Origin of the sequence: Stenotrophomonas sp. RIT-551, from assembly GCF_026241915.1 — a bacterium.
GTDB classification, from domain to species: domain Bacteria; phylum Pseudomonadota; class Gammaproteobacteria; order Xanthomonadales; family Xanthomonadaceae; genus Stenotrophomonas; species Stenotrophomonas bentonitica_A.
On the sequence record NZ_JAPJIU010000001.1, the window covers coordinates 337,851 to 356,688 of the forward strand.

At 69.6% G+C, this 18,838-nt stretch carries 2 protein-coding genes; both read left to right on the forward strand.

Annotated features, from left to right (window positions below; all coding sequences use genetic code 11):
• Positions 1 to 63: 63 nt before the first annotated feature.
• Positions 64 to 15,129 (forward strand): Ig-like domain-containing protein, encoded by a 15,066-nt coding sequence (locus tag ORK51_RS01440; protein WP_266083599.1) that lies wholly within the window; start codon positions 64 to 66, stop codon positions 15,127 to 15,129.
• Between the two features lies 1 nt (position 15,130).
• The gene (locus ORK51_RS01445) at positions 15,131 to 18,808 is read left to right on the forward strand and encodes a TonB-dependent receptor (protein WP_266083601.1); all 3,678 of its coding nucleotides are present in this window, start codon (positions 15,131 to 15,133) and stop codon (positions 18,806 to 18,808) included.
• Positions 18,809 to 18,838: the final 30 nt, after the last annotated feature.

An 18,838-nucleotide genomic window follows, 5' to 3' on the forward strand; every position in this document is an offset into this window, starting at 1 on the left:
ATGACAGGACCACCGATGCCGCGTGCCTGCAACAGGCCAGGGCAAGCTTTCGAGGATGAACGCATGGCAGCAACGGGCAGGCAGCGCAGGGCAGGCAGGGCTTCGGCCGGCATCGCGCAGGCCATGGCCGTGCTGGCATTGCTGCTGCCACCGCCGCTGCTGGCACAGAGCTACCCGAACCCGCTCAACAACACCGCCACCGTCACCGCGCCCACCGATGTGGCCGACCCCACGCCCGGCAACAACAGCGCCACCGATACCAATGCCCTGGCGCTGCAGGCGCAGCTGAGCGTCAGCAAGGCCCTGGTCAGCGCCACCCCGGTGGCCGCCGGTGGCGCGGTGCAGTACCGCATCCAGGTCAACAACGCCGGGCCGTCCGCGGCCAGCGGTGTGGGCGTGGTCGATACGGTGTCTTCGCTGCTGACCAACGTCACCTGGAGCTGCCAGCCGACCACCGCCGCGTCGTCGTGCGCCCAGCCCAGCGGCAGCGGCAATGCCGTGAACGTGCTGGTCAACGTCGGCGTGGGTGACAGCGTGGTGCTGCTGGTGAATGGCACCGCACCTGCCGCCACCCCGGCCACGGTGCCGGCCAACACCGTGTCGCTGGTACTGCCCACGGGCACCACCGACCCGACCCCCGGCGACAACACCGCCAGCACGCCAGCGGTGCCGGTGCAGGCCAATGCGCTGGTGGCGGTCAACGACAGCTTCGCCACGCCCCTTTCTTCCACCACCGGTGGCAGCACGCCCACGGTGTTGGGCAACGACACCTTGAACGGCTCCCCGGTGGTGGGCGGCAACCTCATCATTTCACTGCAGAACGCGCCGGCCGGCTTCACCATCAACAGCGCAGGCGTCATCGCGGTGCCGGCCGGTGCCGCTGCGGGCGCAACGTCGATCGGCTACCAGATCTGCGAAAACGCATCGCCGACCAACTGCGCCACCGCCAGCGCCAGCCTGATCATTACGCCCACCGCCGTCGACGACAGCTTCAATGCCCTGGCCGGGGCGGCCACGCTCAGCGGCAACCTGGCCAGCAATGACAACGCACCGGCCGGTGCCACCTACAGCACCTCCGGCACGCCGGTGCCCGGGGCGACCATCAGCAGCACCGGCACCCTGACCTACGCGCCCACCGGGGGCATCACCCAGCCGGCATCGATTCCCTACCAGGTGTGCCTGCCCGCGCCGAATGGCAGTGTCTGTTCCACCGCCACGGCATCGGTGCTGGTCGATGCCAATGTGCTGGTCGCTGTCGATGACACCTTCAGTGCGCCCTTGCTGCCTGGTGCCGGCGGCACAACGCCCACGGTGTTGGGCAACGACACCTACGATGGCAACGCGGTGCCGCAGGCGCAGGTGACGCTCAGCCTGGTGGGTGCGCCCACGGGGTTCTCGATCAACCCCAACGGCACCCTCGTCGTGCCGCCGACCGCTGCCGCCGGCCCGCTGTCGTTGACGTACCGGTTCTGCGACAACGCGGCGCCGGCCAACTGCGCCACTGCCACCGCCACCCTGGTGATCAGCCCGGATGCCGTGGACGACACGGTCAGCACGCCGGGTGGCGGGCGGCCGCTGACCGCCAACCTGGCCGGGAACGACAACTTCCCGAGTGGCTCGGCCTTCAGCCTGGCGACCCAGGCCGCCCGCGGCACTGCCGTGGTCAACGCCGATGGCACCTTCACCTATACCCCCGCCGACGCCAACACCGGGCCGGACAGCTTTACCTACCAGCTCTGCCTGCCGGCCCCCAACGCGACCGTCTGCGACACGGCCACGGTGAACGTGAGCGTGGCCGCCAACCAGCTGGCCGCCGCCGATGACCTGTTCGCCACGCCGCTGCAGCCGGGCACCACCCCCACCAGCCTGCTCGGCAACGACACCCTGAACGGCACGGCAGTGACGCCGGCAGGCGTCAGCCTGACACTGAGCGGTGCGCCGGGCAGCATCACCGCCAACACCGCCGGCCAGCTGCAGGTGGCGGCAGGCGCTGCAGCGGGGGCCTATGCCTTCACTTACCAGATCTGCGAACTGCCGGGCGGCACCAACTGCGCGACGGCCAATGTGCAGCTGGTGATCGCCCCGGAAGCGGTGGACGACAGCTTCGCCGCGACCGCCGGCGTGGCGCTGGACGAGACCGTGGCCGGCAACGACAACGTGCCGACCGGCGCAGTGTTCAGCCTGCTGGCGGGCGCGGCCCACGGCACGGTCAGCGTCACGGCCGATGGCAGCGTCAGCTATACCGCGCAGGGCACGTATTCCGGGCCGGACAGCTTCCGCTACCAGGTCTGCCTGCCGGCCCCCAACGGTGGCATCTGCGATGCCGCGACCGTGACCCTGAACGTGGCCGTTGCCGCCGTGGTCGCCGGCAATGACGACTTCACCGCCACGCCCGTGCAGGGCGACGGGGGCACCACGGCCAGCGTGCTGGCCAACGACACCCTCAATGGCGCGCCGATCACCGCCGCGCAGGCGACGCTGTCGCTGATCAATGCGCCGCCGGCCGGCTTCACCCTCGCGCCCACCGGCGAACTGCAGGTGCCTGCCGGAACGCCGGCCGGCCCGGTGAACCTGACCTACCAGCTGTGCCAGGCGGGTACCGGCAACTGCACCACGGCCAGCATCGCGGTGGTGATCGCGCCGCAGGCAGTGGCCGACAGCTTCACCACCCAGGTCGGGCGTCCGGTCAGCGGCAACGTCGGCGTGAACGATCGCGTCGCCGCCGGCACTACCTATGCGGTCACCGGCACCGCGCCGCAGGGGCTGGTGTTCAATGCCGATGGCAGCTTCACCTACACGCCGCCGGCGCAGTACACCGGCACCACCCCCTTCAGCTACCAGGCGTGCCTGGCCGCCCCTTACAACACCGTCTGCAGTAACGCCACGGCAACCCTCAACGTCAACGCGGGCACCCTGGTCGCCAACGATGATGATTTCCGCGACAGCCTGCTGAACCCGGCCACCGGTGGCACCACCCTCAGCGTGCTGGCCAACGACACCATCAACGGCGCGATTCCGCCTGCGCCGGCCGAGGTGATCCTGAGCCTGCTGGGTGCACCGGCCGGCTACGTACTCAACACCAACGGCACCGTCTCGGTGCCCGGTGGTGCGGCCGCTGGCGCGGTCAGCTTCGGCTACCGCCTGTGCGAGGCGGCGCTGCCGAGCAACTGCGATGACGGTGCGGTGCAGCTGCTGCTGGCCCCGGTGGCGGTGAACGACAACGTCAGCACGGCCGTGGGCGTACCGGTCAGTGGCAATGTCGGCAGCAACGACAACGTCCCCGCTGGTGCCACCTTCAGCGTGACCGGCACCGTGCCGGCGGGCCTGGTGCTGGCCGCCGGCGGCGGCTTCACCTACACGCCGCCGGCCGGCAGCCAGGGTCCGGTCACCTTCGCTTACCAGACGTGCCTGCCGGCCCCCAATGCCACCGTGTGCGCGGGGGCGACGGTGACCATCAACGTCAACGCCGGCACCCTGGCCGCGCGCGATGACGATTTCCGCGCGACGCCGATCGGCGCCGGTGGCGGCAGCACCGTGTCGGTGCTGCTCAATGACAGCCTCAACGGGACCCAGCCGCCGGCCTCGGCCGATGTGCTGCTGAGCCTGGTCGGCGCGCCGTCGGGCTTCACGCTGGATGCCAATGGGGTGTTGAACGTCGATGCGGGCGTGCCGTCCGGCGCGCTCACGCTGACCTACCAGCTGTGCGAGACCGCGTTGCCGAGCAACTGCGATTCGGCACAGATCCGCCTGGTGGTCTCGCCGACCGCTGCGGCCGACGTGTTTTCCACACCGGCCGGGCAGCTGCTCTCGGGCAGCGTGGCCGGCAATGACAATGCCCCGGTGGGCGCGGTGTTCACCGTGTCGGGCGCCGCACCGGACGGCCTGCAGCTCGGCCGCGATGGCAATTTCCAGTACACCCCGCCGGCCGGGTTCACCGGGCCGGTGAGCTTCAGCTACCAGGTGTGCCTGCCGGCGCCGGACGGCACGCTGTGCAGCACGGCCGGGGCAACCATCAACGTCAATGCCGGCACCCTGATGGCGATGGACGATGACTTCAGCGGCACGCCGCTGGCACCGGGTGCGAGCACCAGCACCAGCGTGCTGCTCAACGACAGCCTCAATGGCAGCGTGCCGCCGCCGGCCGGCAGCGTGACCCTGACCCTGGTGGGTGCGCCGTCGGGTTACGCCCTCACCGCCGCCGGCCTGTTGCAGGTGCCCGCCAGCGCCGCCGCCGGTGCCACGGTGCTGACCTACCAGGTCTGCGAAACCGCCGCGCCCAGCAACTGCGCCAGTGCCAGCATCCGCCTGGTGGTGACGCCGTCGGCGCAGAACGACAGCTATTCCACCGCCGCGGGCCAGCCGTTGAACGGCAGTGTCGGCGACAACGACAACGTGCCGGCCGGTGCCGTGTTCGCCATCGTCGGCAGCACACCGCCGGGGCTGAGCTTCGGCGGCGGCGGCAGCTTCACCTACGTGCCGCCGGTTGGCGCGGCCAGCCCGGTGACGTTCACCTACCAGGTCTGCCTGCCGGCGCCGAACAGCGCGCTGTGCGCCACGGCCACGGCCGACATCAACATCACCGTGGGCAGCCTGGCGGCCAACGACGATGACTTCAGCAGCGCGCCGGTCAATCCGGTTACCGGTGGCAGCACGCCCTCGGTGCTGCTCAACGATGCGTTGAACGGCAGCACGCCGCCGTCGGCCGCCGATGTGCTGTTGAGCCTGACCGGCGCACCGGCCGGCATCACCCTGAATCCGGATGGCACGGTGAGCGTCGCCGCGGGCGTACCGGCCGGTGGGCGAACGCTGGCCTACCAGCTGTGCGAAGCGGCGGCGCCGGGCAACTGCGCCAACGCAGACCTGCGCCTGGTGGTGGCACCTTCGGCCATTGACGATGCGCTCTCCACGCCAGCCGGGGTGGTCCTGAACAGTTCGGTGGCGGGCAACGACAACGTCGGCAGCGGTGCGCAGTTCAGCGTGGTCGGCGCCCCGCCGGCCGGGCTGGTGTTCAATGCCGATGGCAGCTTCGCCTACACCCCGGCAGCGGGCTTCAGCGGCGCGGTCACCTTTACTTATCAGGCCTGCCTGCCTGCGCCCGACAGCGCCCTCTGCGCCACGGCCACGGCCACGCTCAACATCAACAGCGGCACCCTGGTCGCGGTGGACGACAGCATCGCCGCGCCGGTCGCCGGCGGCACCGCGACGCCCAGCGTGCTGGGCAACGACACGCTCAACGGTGCGACGCCGCTGGCAGATGAGGTGGTGCTCAGCCTGGTCGGCGCGCCGTCCGGTTTCTCGATCGCCGCCGATGGCACGATCGCGGTCGCCACCGGCACCGCATCGGGCGCGGTCTCGCTGACCTACCAGGTCTGCGAAGCGGCGGCGACCATCAACTGCGCCACCGCCAACGTGGCCCTGGTGGTCGCGCCCGCCCCGGCCAACGATGCCTTCGCCGTGCAGGCGGGGCTGACCGTCACCGCCACCGTGGCCAGCAACGACGGCATGCCGGTGGGTTCGACCTTCGCCGTGCAGGGGACGCCGCCGGCCGGGGTGACCTTCAACGCCGATGGCAGCTTCACCTATGCACCGCCGGCCGGCACCACCAGCCCGGCCAGCTTCGTCTACCAGGCCTGCCTGCCCGCACCGAACGCCGCGGTGTGCGCGACGGCCACGGTCACGCTGAACATCAACAACGGCGCCCTGCTGGCCAACGACGACAGTTTCGGTGCGATCGCGCCGGGTGGCACCACGGCCAGCGTGCTGGCCAACGACACCCTCAATGGCCTCAGTCCGCCAGCATCGGCCAACGTGGCGCTGTCGCTGGTGGGCGCGCCGGCGGGTTTCAGCATCTCCCCCACCGGCGCGGTGTCCGTGCCGGCCGATGCCGCCAGTGGCGCCACCACGCTGACCTACCAGGTCTGCGAAACGGCGGCCGCCAACAACTGCGCCACCGCCAGCATCGCGCTGGTGGTGCGGCCAACGCCGGTGAACGACACGATCAGCGTGCAGGCCGGCCAGGCCAACACCGGCAATGTCGCCGGCAATGACGCCATGCCAGCCGGTTCCAGCTGGAGCGTGCCATCGCCGCCGCAGGGCCTGGTGTTCAACGCCAACGGCAGTTTCACCTACACGCCGCCGGCCGGCACCCTGGGCGCCGTCACCTTCAGCTACCAGGCCTGCCTGCCCGCGCCGGATGCCGCGGTGTGCGGCACCGCCACGGCAACCCTCGACATCGCCGTGAATGCCATCGTCGCCAACGATGATGCCTTCGCCGCGCCGCTGATCGCAGGCTCGGTCACCCCCAGCGTGCTGGCCAACGACGTCCTCAACGGTGTCACTCCGCCGCCATCGGCCGCCGTGCAGTTGCTGCTGGTGGCCGCCCCGGCCGGTTTCGTCATCAACAACGACGGCAGCGTGCAGATTCCAGCCAGCGCTGCTGCCGGCGCGACCTCGCTCACCTACCAGCTGTGCGAAACCGCTTCGCCCACCAACTGCGCCACCGCGGCCATCACCTTCGTGGTGACACCAGCGCCGCAGGCCGATGCGTTCGCCGTGCAGGCCGGTGCCAGCCTGACCGGTGCCAGCGTGGCGACCAACGACGCGATGCCGGCAGGCGCCAGCTGGGCGGTGCAGGGCACCCCGCCGGCCGGCCTGGCGTTCAACGCCGATGGCAGCTTCAGCTACACGCCGCCGGTGGGTACCACCGGTGCGGTCACCTTCAGCTACCAGGCCTGCCTGCCCGCGCCGAACGCCACGGTGTGCGGTACCGCTACGGCCACCATCAACGTCAACACCGGAACACTGGTAGCCGCCAACGACAGCTACAGCGGCATCGCTGAAGGCGGCACCACGCCCAGCGTGCTGGCCAACGACAGCCTCAACGGCACGATACCGCCGCCGCCCGCCAGCGTGCAGCTCAGCCTGGTCGGTGCACCGGTCGGTTTCGTCATCAATCCGGACGGCAGCATCGCCGTGCCGACGGGGGTGCGGTCCGGCGCGACCACGCTGACCTACCAGATCTGCGAAACCGCCGTGCCGGGCAACTGCGATACCGCTACCGTGGCCCTGGTCATCGCACCGTCGCCGCAGGCCGATGCGTATTCGGTCCAGGCCGCTGGCACGATCAGCAATGGCAACGTGGCCGCCAACGACAACCTGCCGGCCGGCGCGCAGTTCACCGTGCAGGGTCCCGCGCCTGCCGGCCTGGTCTTCAACGCCGATGGCACCTTCACCTATACCGCGCCGGCCAATACCCCCAGCCCGGTGACCTTCACCTACCAGGCTTGCCTGCCTGCGCCGGATGCTGCCCTGTGCGGCTCCGCCACGGTGACGCTCAATATCAACGATGGCACCCTGTTGGCCCTCGATGACAGCTTCACGGTTGCACCGGGTGGCAGCGCCGGTACCAGCGTGCTGGCCAACGACTCGCTCAATGGCGTTTCGCCGCCGGCCGCCGGGACTGTCCTGGTCAGCCTGGTGGGCGCACCGGCCGGCGTCGTGCTCGGCACGGATGGCGTGCTTACCGTGCCCACCGGTATCGTCTCCGGCCCGCTGACGCTGACCTACCAGGCGTGCGAAGCGGCAGCGGCTGGCAACTGCGACACCGCCAGCATCGCGCTGGTGATCCTGCCCGCACCGCAGAACGATGCCTTCAACGTGCAGGCCGGGCAGGTGCTGTCGGCCAGCGTGGCCGGCAACGATACGATGCCGGCCGGTTCCAGCTGGGCGCTGCAGGGAACTGCACCGGCCGGCCTGCAGTTCAATGCCGATGGCAGCTTCAGCTATACCCCGCCCACCGGTACCACCGGCCCGGTCACCTTCAGCTACCAGGCGTGCCTGGCAGCGCCGAACGGCGCGCTGTGCGGCACCGCCCAGGTGACGCTGAACGTGGCCAACGGCACCCTGCTGGCCGGTGACGACACGCTGGCCGGCATCGCCCCGGGCGGTACCTCGGCGGCCAGCGTGCTGGCCAACGATTCGCTCAATGGCGTCAGCCCGCCCGCGCCGGGCGACGTGGTGCTGAGCCTGGTCGGTGCCCCGGCCGCGTTCACCCTCAACCCGAACGGCACCATCAGCGCCGGCAGCGGTGCGATGTCCGGCCCGACCACGCTGACCTACCAGATCTGCGAAGCCGTGGCGCCCGCCAACTGCGCCAATGCCAGCGTCACCGTGGTGGTCAACCCGGCGCCGCAGGACGATGCCGCCGCCGTGCAGGTGGGGCAGAGCCTGGATGCCAGCGTGGCCGGCAACGACAACATGCCGGCCGGTTCCAGCTGGAGCCTGCCGGGTACGCCGCCGGCCGGCTTCAGCTTCACTGCCGACGGCAGCTATACCTACGCGCCGCCCGCCGGCACCCGTGGTCCGGTGGTGGTGGCCTACCAGGTCTGCCTGCCGGCACCCAACGCCAACCTGTGCGGCGCCGCCACGCTCACCCTCAACATCAACAACGGTGCACTGGTCGCCGCAGACGACACCGTGGCAGGCGTTGCCCCGGGCAGTACCTCCGGCGCCAGCGTGCTGGCCAATGATTCGCTCAACGGCACCACGCCGCCGGCACCGGCCTCGGTGGTGCTGAGCCTGGTGGGCGCCCCGGCCGGTTACGCGATCACCGCCGATGGCACCCTCAGCGTGCCATCCACCGCGGTGGCCGGTCCGCTCACGCTGACCTACCAGATCTGCGAAGCCGCCGCCGCCAACAACTGCGACACCGCCAGCGTCACCGTGGTGGTCAGTCCGGTGCCACAGCCGGATGCGTTCGCCGTGCAGGTCGGGCAGACGCTGTCGGCCAGCGTGGCCGGCAACGACAACGTGCCGCCCGGCGCGCAATACAGCGTGCAGGGCACCGCACCGGACGGCCTGGTGCTGACCGCCACCGGCGCCTTCACCTATACGCCGCCGCCGGGCCGGCTGGGCCTGGTCACCTTCAATTACCAGGCCTGCCTGCCGGCACCGAATGCCGCAGTGTGTGGCGTCACCACCGCCAGCATCAGCGTCAACAACGGCACCCTGGTGGCCGGCGATGACACCTTCAGCAACATCGCGCCGGGCAGCACGGTGGGGACCAGCGTGCTGGCCAATGATTCGCTCAACGGCGTGTCGCCGCCGCCGGCGACGTCGGTAACGTTGTCGCTGGTGGGTGCCCCGTCGGGCTTCTCGATCAGTGCCGATGGCCTGCTCACGGTCGGGACCGGCGTGCTGTCCGGGTCGACCACGCTGACCTACCAGATCTGCGAAGCGGCCTCGCCGGCCAACTGCGACACCGCCAGCGTGCTGGTGGTGGTCAGCCCGGCGCCGCAGGCCGATGCGTTCGCCGTGCAGGCCGGGCAGACGCTGGCCAACAGCGTGGCCGGCAACGACAACATGCCGGTCGGTTCGACCTACAGCGTGCAGGGCACGGCCCCGGCCGGGTTCGTCTTCAACGCCGATGGCAGCTTTACCTATGCACCGCCGGCCGGCACCGCCGGGCCGATCACGGTGGCCTACCAGGCCTGCCTGCCCGCGCCGAACGCGGCGCTGTGCGGCACCGCCACGCTCACCCTGAACATCAACAACGGTGACCTGGTCGCCGGCGATGATGTGATCACCAATGTGGTGGCCGGCGGCACATCGGTGGCCAGCGTACTGGCCAACGACCGCCTCAACGGCGCCAGCCCGGCCCCGGCGGCCGATGTGCGGCTGTCGCTGGTGGGGGCTCCGGTCGGCTTCATCCTGAACCCGGATGGCACGATCAGCATCGGCACCGGCGTGCCGGCCGGCGCCACCGCGCTGACCTACCAGCTCTGCGAAGCGGCGGCCGCCAACAACTGCGATACCGCCAGCGTCACCGTCGTGGTCGGCCCGTCGCCGCAGGCCGATGCGTTCTCGGTGCAGGCCGGGCAGCAGCTGGCCAGCACCGTGTCCGGCAACGACAACATGCCGGCCGGTTCGACCTGGACCGTGCAGGGCACCGCCCCGGCCGGGCTGCGCTTCAACGCCGATGGCAGCTTCACCTACACGCCGCCGGCCGGCACCCTCGGTGCGGTCTCCTTCACCTACCAGACCTGCCTGCCGGCACCGAACGGCACCGTCTGCGGCAACGCCACGGTCACCCTCAACGTCAACACCGGCACCCTGGTGGCCGGCGATGACAGCTTCAGCAACATCGCCCCGGGCACGGCCACGCCCAGCGTGCTGGGTAACGACTCGCTCAATGGGGTGTCGCCGCCGCCGGCCGCATCGGTGGCGCTGAGCCTGGTGGGGGCGCCCACCGGTTTCGGCATCAATCCCGACGGCACTGTCAGCGTCGGCACCGGCGTTGTGTCGGGCAGCACCACGCTGACCTACCAGATCTGTGAAGTGGCGGCGTCCAGCAACTGCGCCACCGCCAGCATCACCGTGGTCGTCAGTCCGGTGCCGCAGGCCGATGCCTTCAGCGTGCAGGCCGGGCAGTCGGTGAACAACACCGTGGCCGGCAACGACAACCTGCCGGCCGGTTCGAGCTTCAGCGTGCAGGGCGTGACGCCGGCAGGCCTGGTGTTCAACACCGATGGCAGCTTCAGCTACGCACCGCCATCGGGCACCACCGGTGCGGTCAGCTTCACCTACCAGGCCTGCCTGCCGGCGCCGAACGCGGCGCTGTGTGGCACCGCGACGGTCACCTTGAACGTCAACAGCGGCACCCTGCTGGCCGGCAACGACAGCTTCACCGGCATCGCCCCGGGCACGTCCACGCCCAGCGTTCTGACCAACGATTCGCTCAATGGCGTGTCGCCGCCGGCCGCTGGCAGCGTCACCGTAAGCCTGGTCGGTGCTCCGGCCGGCTTCGGCATCGCTGCCGACGGCACGATCAGTGTCGGCCCCGGCGTCACCTCCGGCAGCACCACGCTGACCTACCAGGTCTGCGAGGCGGCGGCCGCGGGCAATTGCGCCACCGCCACGGTGAACGTGGTGGTCAGCCCGGCACCGCAGGCCGATGCCTTCAGCGTGCAGGCCGGGCAGGTGCTGTCCAACACGGTGGCAGGCAATGACAACCTGCCGGCCGGTTCGAGCTTCAGCGTGCAGGGAGCGACGCCGCCCGGCCTGGTGTTCAACACCGATGGCAGCTTCACCTATACCCCGCCGGCCGGCACCACCGGCGTCGTCGGCGTCACCTACCAGGCCTGTCTGCCGGCACCGAATGCAGCGCTGTGCGCGACGGCCACGGTCACTTTCAACATCGCCACCGGTACCCTGCTGGCGGCCAATGACAGCTTCGGCGGCATCGCCCCGGGCGGCACCACGCCCAGCGTGCTGGCCAACGATTCGCTCAATGGTGTGTCGCCGCCTTCTGCCGGTACGGTGACCCTGGGCCTGGTCGGTGCACCGGCCGGTTTCGCGATCAATGCCGACGGCACGATCAGCATCGGAGGCGGCGTTACCGCCGGTGCCACCACACTGACCTATCGCGTGTGCGAAGCGGCGGCGCCGAGCAACTGCGCCACCGCCACGGTGGCGGTGGTGGTCAGCCCCGTGCCGCAGGCGGATGCCTTCTCGGTGCAGGCCGGGCAGACGCTGTCCAACAGTGTGGCAGGCAATGACGGCATGCCGGCCGGCTCGAGCTGGAGCGTGCAGGGCCCTGCGCCCACTGGCCTGGTGTTCAACCCCGATGGCAGCTTCACCTACACGCCGCCGGTGGGCACCACCGGTGCGGTCACCTTCACCTACCAGACCTGCCTGCCGGCACCGGATGCGGCGCTGTGTGGCACCGCGTCGGTGGCCCTCAACGTCAACACCGGCACGCTGCTGGCCGGCGATGACAGCTTCACCGGCATTGCTCCGGGCGGCAGCACGCCCAGCGTGCTGGCCAACGATTCGCTCAACGGTGTCAGCCCGCCGCCGGCGAACGCGGTGACGCTCAGCCTGGTCGGTGCGCCGGCCGGCATCGGCATCAATCCGGACGGCACGCTCAGCGTCGGCAGCGGCGTGCCCTCGGGCCCGACCAGCATCACGTATCAGGTCTGCGAGGCAGCCGCGCCCACCAACTGCGCCAATGCCACGGTGAACCTGGTGGTCAGCCCGGCACCGCAGCCGGATGCCTTCAGCGTCCGCGCCGGCCAGGTGCTGGCCAATTCCGTGGCGGGCAACGACAGCATGCCGGCCGGTTCGAGCTGGAGCGTACAGGGCGCAACGCCGCCGGGCCTGGTGTTCAACGCCGACGGCAGCTTCACCTATACGCCGCCGGCCGGCACCCTGGGCGCGGTCACCTTCACCTACCAGGTGTGCCTGCCCGCGCCGAACGCGGCGCTGTGCGGCACGGCCGCAGTCACCCTCAACGTCAACACCGGCACGCTGGTGGCCGGCGATGACAGCTTCAGCGGCATCGCCCCGGGCGGTACCACGCCCAGCGTGCTGGGCAACGATTCGCTCAACGGCGTCTCGCCACCGGCCGCTGGCACCGTCAGCCTCACCCTGGTCGGCGCACCGGCAGGCCTGAGCATCAATCCCGATGGCACGATCAGCATCGGGACCGGGGTGACCTCCGGACCGACCACGGTCACCTACCAGGTCTGCGAAGTGGCTGCACCGGGCAACTGCGCGACGGCCAGCGTGACCGTCGTGGTCAGTCCTGCCCCGCAGCCGGATACCTTCAGCGCGCAGGCCGGGCAGACCCTGGCCAACAGCGTGGCCGGCAACGACAACATGCCTGCCGGTTCGGTGTGGAGCGTGCAGGGGGCCACGCCGCCAGGCCTGCTGTTCAACGCTGATGGCAGTTTCACCTACACCCCGCCGGTGGGTACCAGCGGGCCGGTGAGCTTCACTTACCAGGTCTGCCTGCCGGCACCGAACGCAACGCTGTGCAGCACGGCCACGGTGACCTTCAACGTGGGCGGCGCAGCCAACGTGGTGCTGGCGGTGAATGACGACTTCAGCAGTACGCCGGTCGATCCTTCGGTGGGCGGCACCATCGTCCGCTCGGTGCTGGACAACGACAGCTTCAACAACGTGTCGCCGCCGCCGGTGGGCAGCGTGGTCGCCAGTCTGACCGGCAGCACGCCGGGCTACACGATGAACAACCAGGGCCAGATCATGGTGGCCCCGGGTGTGCAGGCCGGGCAGGTGCAGCTGGCCTACCAGCTGTGCGAGAACGGGGTGCCGACCAACTGCACCACCGCCATCGCCACCGTGCTGGTGCAGGGCCCGGTGGGCGCGCTGCTGGCGGTGGATGACACGGGAGGCCCGGTCGGGCCGGACGGCCGTACCCGCCTGCTCAACGTCTTCAGCAACGACACGTTCAACACCGCGCCGCTGGATCCGGCCCAGGTGAGCATCGCGCCGGTCGCCACCAACGCATTGAGCATCAGCAGCGATGGCTGGGTCGATGTTGCCGCCGGCCTGGCTCCTGGCAGCTACAGCACCACCTACACGATCTGCCTGCTCAACCAGCCCACCGTGTGCGATACCGGCACCGTGACGGTTACGGTCACCGCCGGCGAGCCCGGCGTGGATGCCGAAGATGATCGGGTGGAGATGCCGCAGGACGGCGTGATCGAGATCGACGTGCTGGGCAACGACCGCGTCAACGGTACGCCGATCGATCCGGACACCGTGACCGTCAGCATCACCGCGCCGCCCCCGTATGGCACGGCCACGGTACTGCCGCGTGCGCGCATCCGCTTCGCCGCGCTGGCCAACTTCTCCGGCGAGCAGCGCTTCGATTACCAGGTCTGCGACATCGCCGACCCGGCCATGTGCGCCAGCGCCACGGTGACGGTGGTGGTCGATCCGAACGTGCTGACCCTGACCGACGATGCCGTCACCGCGGAGACCTCCGCGCCGCTGGTGATCAACGTGCTGGCCAACGACAGCGCCCGCACGGCGCCGCTGGATCCGGGCTCGCTGCAGATCGCGGTGGCGCCCACGCACGGCAGCGTGGCGTGTGCCAACGGCAGCTGCACGTACACGCCGGCAGCGAATTTCGCTGGCACCGACAGCTTCCGCTACCGCGTCTGTGATGTGTCGATCCCCACCCCGCTGTGTGCCGAGGCCAACGTCGCGGTCACCGTAGCCGGCCAGCAGGCGGTGCTGCGCCTGACCAAGGTAGCCGGCAAGCGCAGTGCGCAGATCGGTGACCTGGTGCGCTACACCGTGACGATCGACAACGTGGGCGAGGTGGATGCCAACGGCGCCACCCTGCTCGATACGCTGCCGCCGGGCTTCACCTTCGTGCGCGGTGGGTTCGCGGTGATCGACGCCGACAACGACGCACGCACCAGCGGGGTGCAGCCCTTGCGCATCGATGGCATCGACGTGGCTGCCGGTGGGCGGGCGACGGTGGTGTACTACCTGCGCGTCGGCGCGGGCACCGGCACCGGTGTGCACACCAACCGTATCACCGCCATCGACGGCGAGAACCGCACGATCGGCAACACGGCCTCGGCCGAGGTGGACATCAGCACCGATCCCTTGCTCGATGAAAGCCTGATCGTGGGCAGCGTCTTCGACGATCGCAACGGCAATGGCATCCAGGATGACGGTGAGCGTGGCATTCCCGGCGTGCGCATCGCAGCGGTGGAAGGCCTGCTGATGGAAACCGATGCCTTTGGCCGCTACCACCTGGTCGGCATTCCGGGCGGCGAGGCGCGCGGGCGCAACTTCATCCTCAAGGTGGATCCCTCCACGCTGCCGGCCGGGGCACGCTTCACCACGCCCAACCCGCTAGTGCGCCGTATCACTCCAGGGCTGCCGGTGCGCTTCGATTTCGGTGTGCGCATGCCTGACGGTGCATTGAGCACGACGGCCTCGGCCCCGGCTGCGCCCGCACCGGCATCGCGACCGGCGCGGATTGAACTCGGCGACGCCTTGTTCGCCACGGGCAGTGCGCAGCTGGGAGCAGACCGTGCGCCGGTGATCGACACCGCTGCCCGGGCATTGTCGACGCGCGGAGGCGGGCGCCTGCAGCTCAGCGTGGGCGCCGGCGCCGGGCAGGAGGCACTTGCCCTGCAACGTGCGCAGGCGCTGCGCCAGGCACTGCGAGCGCAGCTGTCCGGGCCAATCGCCGCGGCAACCACGGTCGAGGTGCTGGGCGCCGACGGACGCGTGCTGCACCGCCTGCGCCTGGACGATCCCCCCGAGCCTGCCAGTCCCGGCCGCGCGGCCGGGGAGGGGCGCTGACATGGACATGACCCTGAGCCCGATCTCCCGCCGCCTTTCCCTCGGCATGGCCAGCGCATTGCTGCTGGCCGCACTGCCGGCCGCCGCCCAGCAGGCCGGACCGGCACCGTCACCCGCACCGATCCGCTGTGAGGCCGACAGCTGCCGCAACGATGACGGCCTGCTGCTGCGCATCCGCGATGACGGCGCCGATGCGCTTCCGCTGCCGGGCCGCGCCGGGCCGGTGGGGACCGACGTCGTGCCGATGTCGCCGGCCGTCACGCCGGATGTCGCCGCGCGCGGTGGCCAGTTCATGGCCGAGCTGCCCAACGGTGGCGTGGTGTGGGCCACCGAAGACCCGACCATGGTGCCGCCCAGCCTGAGCGTGCAGGCCGCGGCCACCGTGCCGTTCGAAAATGGCCGGGTGATCCGCCCGCTGCGGTTCCACAGTTACAACAACTACGCCTCGTTCATCCAGAAACTGGAGGTAACGCTGTATCGCGGTACCGATACCGATCTGGTCACGCCGCTGGCCCGCATCGAGCTGCCGGCCGACTACGTTGGCGACGCCGAATGGAGCGGTGAGCTGCCAGCGCAGATCAAGCTGCGCACCGGCGATGAGCTGATCTACGTCGCACGTGCGTACGGCGCCGGCGGCGCCTTCGATGAAACGCGCCTGCAGCGCATCCAGCTGGTCACCCCGGCCGATTTCGACCGTGGCCTGCAGGTCACCCGCGAGAACGTGCAGAAGACGCTGGGCCAGGCACTCGATGGCGACAGTGCGCAGGACCTGCAGCTGAGCAACAGCATCTACGGGCAGAGCATGCTGCGCCTGCAGAACATTCCCATCCACGGCTCGCGTGTGCGTCTGTACGGCCGCAACCTGGAGCCCAACAGCCGCGTGCGCATCAACGGCCAGGACTTCCCGGTCGATCTGGAGCAGAAGTTCGCGGCCGAGTTCCTCGAGCCGGTTGGCGAGCATCGGTACGACGTCAGTGTCGAATCCCGTGATGCGCCCTCCGCACAGCGGCAGCTGGATGTGGGTGTCACCGGTCGCTACCTGTTCCTGGTCGCCATTGCCGATGTCACCGTCTCCAGGAACAGCGCCAGCGGCAATCTGCAGCCGCTCGCCGCCGATGATCGTGACGACGACAGTTTCCTCAGCGAGGGCCGGCTGGCGTTCTATCTGAAGGGCAAGCTGCGCGGCAAATACCTGGTGACTGCGCAGGCCGACACCCAGGACCGTGAGCTGAAGTATCTGTTCCGCGATTTCACCCAGGCCGACGCACAGGATGTGTTCCGTCGTCTCGACCCGGATCTGTACTACCCGGTGTATGGCGATGACTCCACCACCTACCGCGACGTGGATACGCAGGGGCGCTTGTACCTGCGCGTGGACTGGGACCAGAGCCAGGCCGTGTGGGGCAACTACGCCACTGGCATCACCGGCACCGAGTACGGCCAGTACGTCCGCTCGCTGTACGGCGGTGCATTGAACTGGCGCTCGCTGGAGGCCACGCCGCTGGGCGAGGCGCGCTCGCAGGTGAAGGTATTCGGCTCGGAGGCGCAGTCCGCGCCGGGCCACAGTGAATTCCTCGGCACCGGCGGCAGCCTGTACTACCTGCGCCACACCGATGTGCTGCCCGGCTCGGAGCAGGTCGTGCTGGAAGTGCGCGATCGCACCACCGGCCGCACCGAAACGCGCGCCACCCTGCAGGAAGGCGTGGACTACGAGATCGACAATCTTCAGGGGCGCCTGATCCTGACCCGTCCGCTGGCCCAGCTCACCCGCGAGAACGTGCGCAGCATCACCCGCGACATGCCGCTCGATGGCTACGACCAGTTGCTGCTGGTGGACTACGAATACGTGCCGCTTGGCTTCAGCAGCGACGACGTGACCTACGGTGCGCGTGGCCGCCAGTGGCTCGGCGACCACGTGGCGATCGGCGGTACCTGGATCGACGAGAACCGCAGTGGCGAGAACTACAGCCTCAAAGGCGCCGACCTCACCCTGCAGGCCGGACGTGGCACCTACCTGAAGATGGAGCAGACCCGCACTGAAGCCACCGCCGCCCCGGTGTTCTATTCGGACAACGGCGGCCTGAGCTTCATCCGCCGCAACCCGTACGAAGGCCGGCGCTCGGGCACCGCCAGCGCGGTGGAAGCGCGGGCCAACCTGCGCGAGCTGGGCTGGACCACGCAGGACTGGAGCCTGGGTGCCTGGTGGCGCGATGTGGATGCCGGCTTCTCGGTCGCGCGCCAGGACACCGGCCTGCCGATGCAGGAATACGGTGCCGAGTTCCTTGGCTACCTCACCGATGATTTCAGTCTGTACGGCCGCCACACCCGCACCGAGCAGGGCGAGTTGGCGTTGGAGCAGAGCCAGCTGACCGCCGAGTGGCGGCTGGGCAACGACGGCCAGCTGACCGGCGAACTACGCCGCGTGCGCGAAGAACAGGAACTGCAGAGCGTGGACGCACTGCTGGCCGCGATCGGGTACCGCCAGCGCTTCGGATCGTCATGGGAGCTGTACGGCACCGGGCAGGTGACCCTGGATGACGATGGCGGCGCGTACGAGAAGAACGACCTGCTCACCCTCGGCGCGCGGTATCTGTTCGGCGACCGCAGCAGTGTTGGTGCGGAAGTCAGCGGTGGCAGCCGTGGCCATGGTGCCAAGGTGGATGGCGAGTACCGCATGGCGCCCGACCACAGCCTGTACGGCAGTTACAGCTACAGCACCGACCGCACCGGCACCGATCCCTTGTTCGATACCGGCCTGCAGAGCGGCTGGACGCTGGGCCAGCGCTGGCGGTTGAGCAACCAGGTCAACGTCTACAACGAGAGCCAGTATCTGAAGGACCGTCGCCAGGACAGCGCCGGCATCGTGCATACCTTCGGCATGGATTTCTATCCCGCACAGGGCTGGAACCTGGGCTTCACGATCATGGACGGGGAGTTGGAGTCCACCGTGGGCCGCGTTGATCGCCGTGCCTACAGCGTGAGCGGCGGGCGCACCGATGCGGTGGCGCAGTGGAACAGCAAGCTGGAGTACCGCCGTGACAGCGGCGCCGAGCAGCGCGAGCAGTGGGTGACCACCAATCGGCTGCTGTACAAGCTCAACGAAGACTGGCGCTTCGCGCTGCGCGCCAACTATGCCGATACCGAAGACCGCATCGACCGCCTGGCCGATGCCAAACTGGTGGAGACCAACATGGGCTTTGCCTGGCGCCCGCATGACAACACGCGCTGGGCCGGCTTCGGCAAGTTCACCTATCTCTACGATGTCGCCTCGCTCGGGCAGGAGGGTGGCAACCTGTACGACCAGCGCTCGCAGATTCTCTCGCTGGAAGGCATCCGCCAGCTGGGCGCACGCTGGGAAGTGGCCGGCAAGCTGGCCTCGCGCTGGGGCGACTACCGCACCGGCCGTGGGGAAGGGGCCTGGCTGGACAGCCGTGCCGACTTCGCCGCGCTGCAGCTGCGTTATCGCCTGTTCGCCCAGTGGGAAGGCCTGGCCGAGCACCGCTGGCTGAAGGTGCGCGACGGCGGCGTGCGCAAGGGCTGGCTGGTGGGCGTGGACCGCCGGGTCGGCGAGAACTTCAAGGTCGGGGTGGGCTACAACTTCACCGAGTTCAGCGATGACATGACCGAGCTGAAGTACGACCAGAAGGGGTTCTTCCTGAACATGGCCGGGTATTACTAGCGTCGGTCAGGCCTGCCACGCATGGCGTGG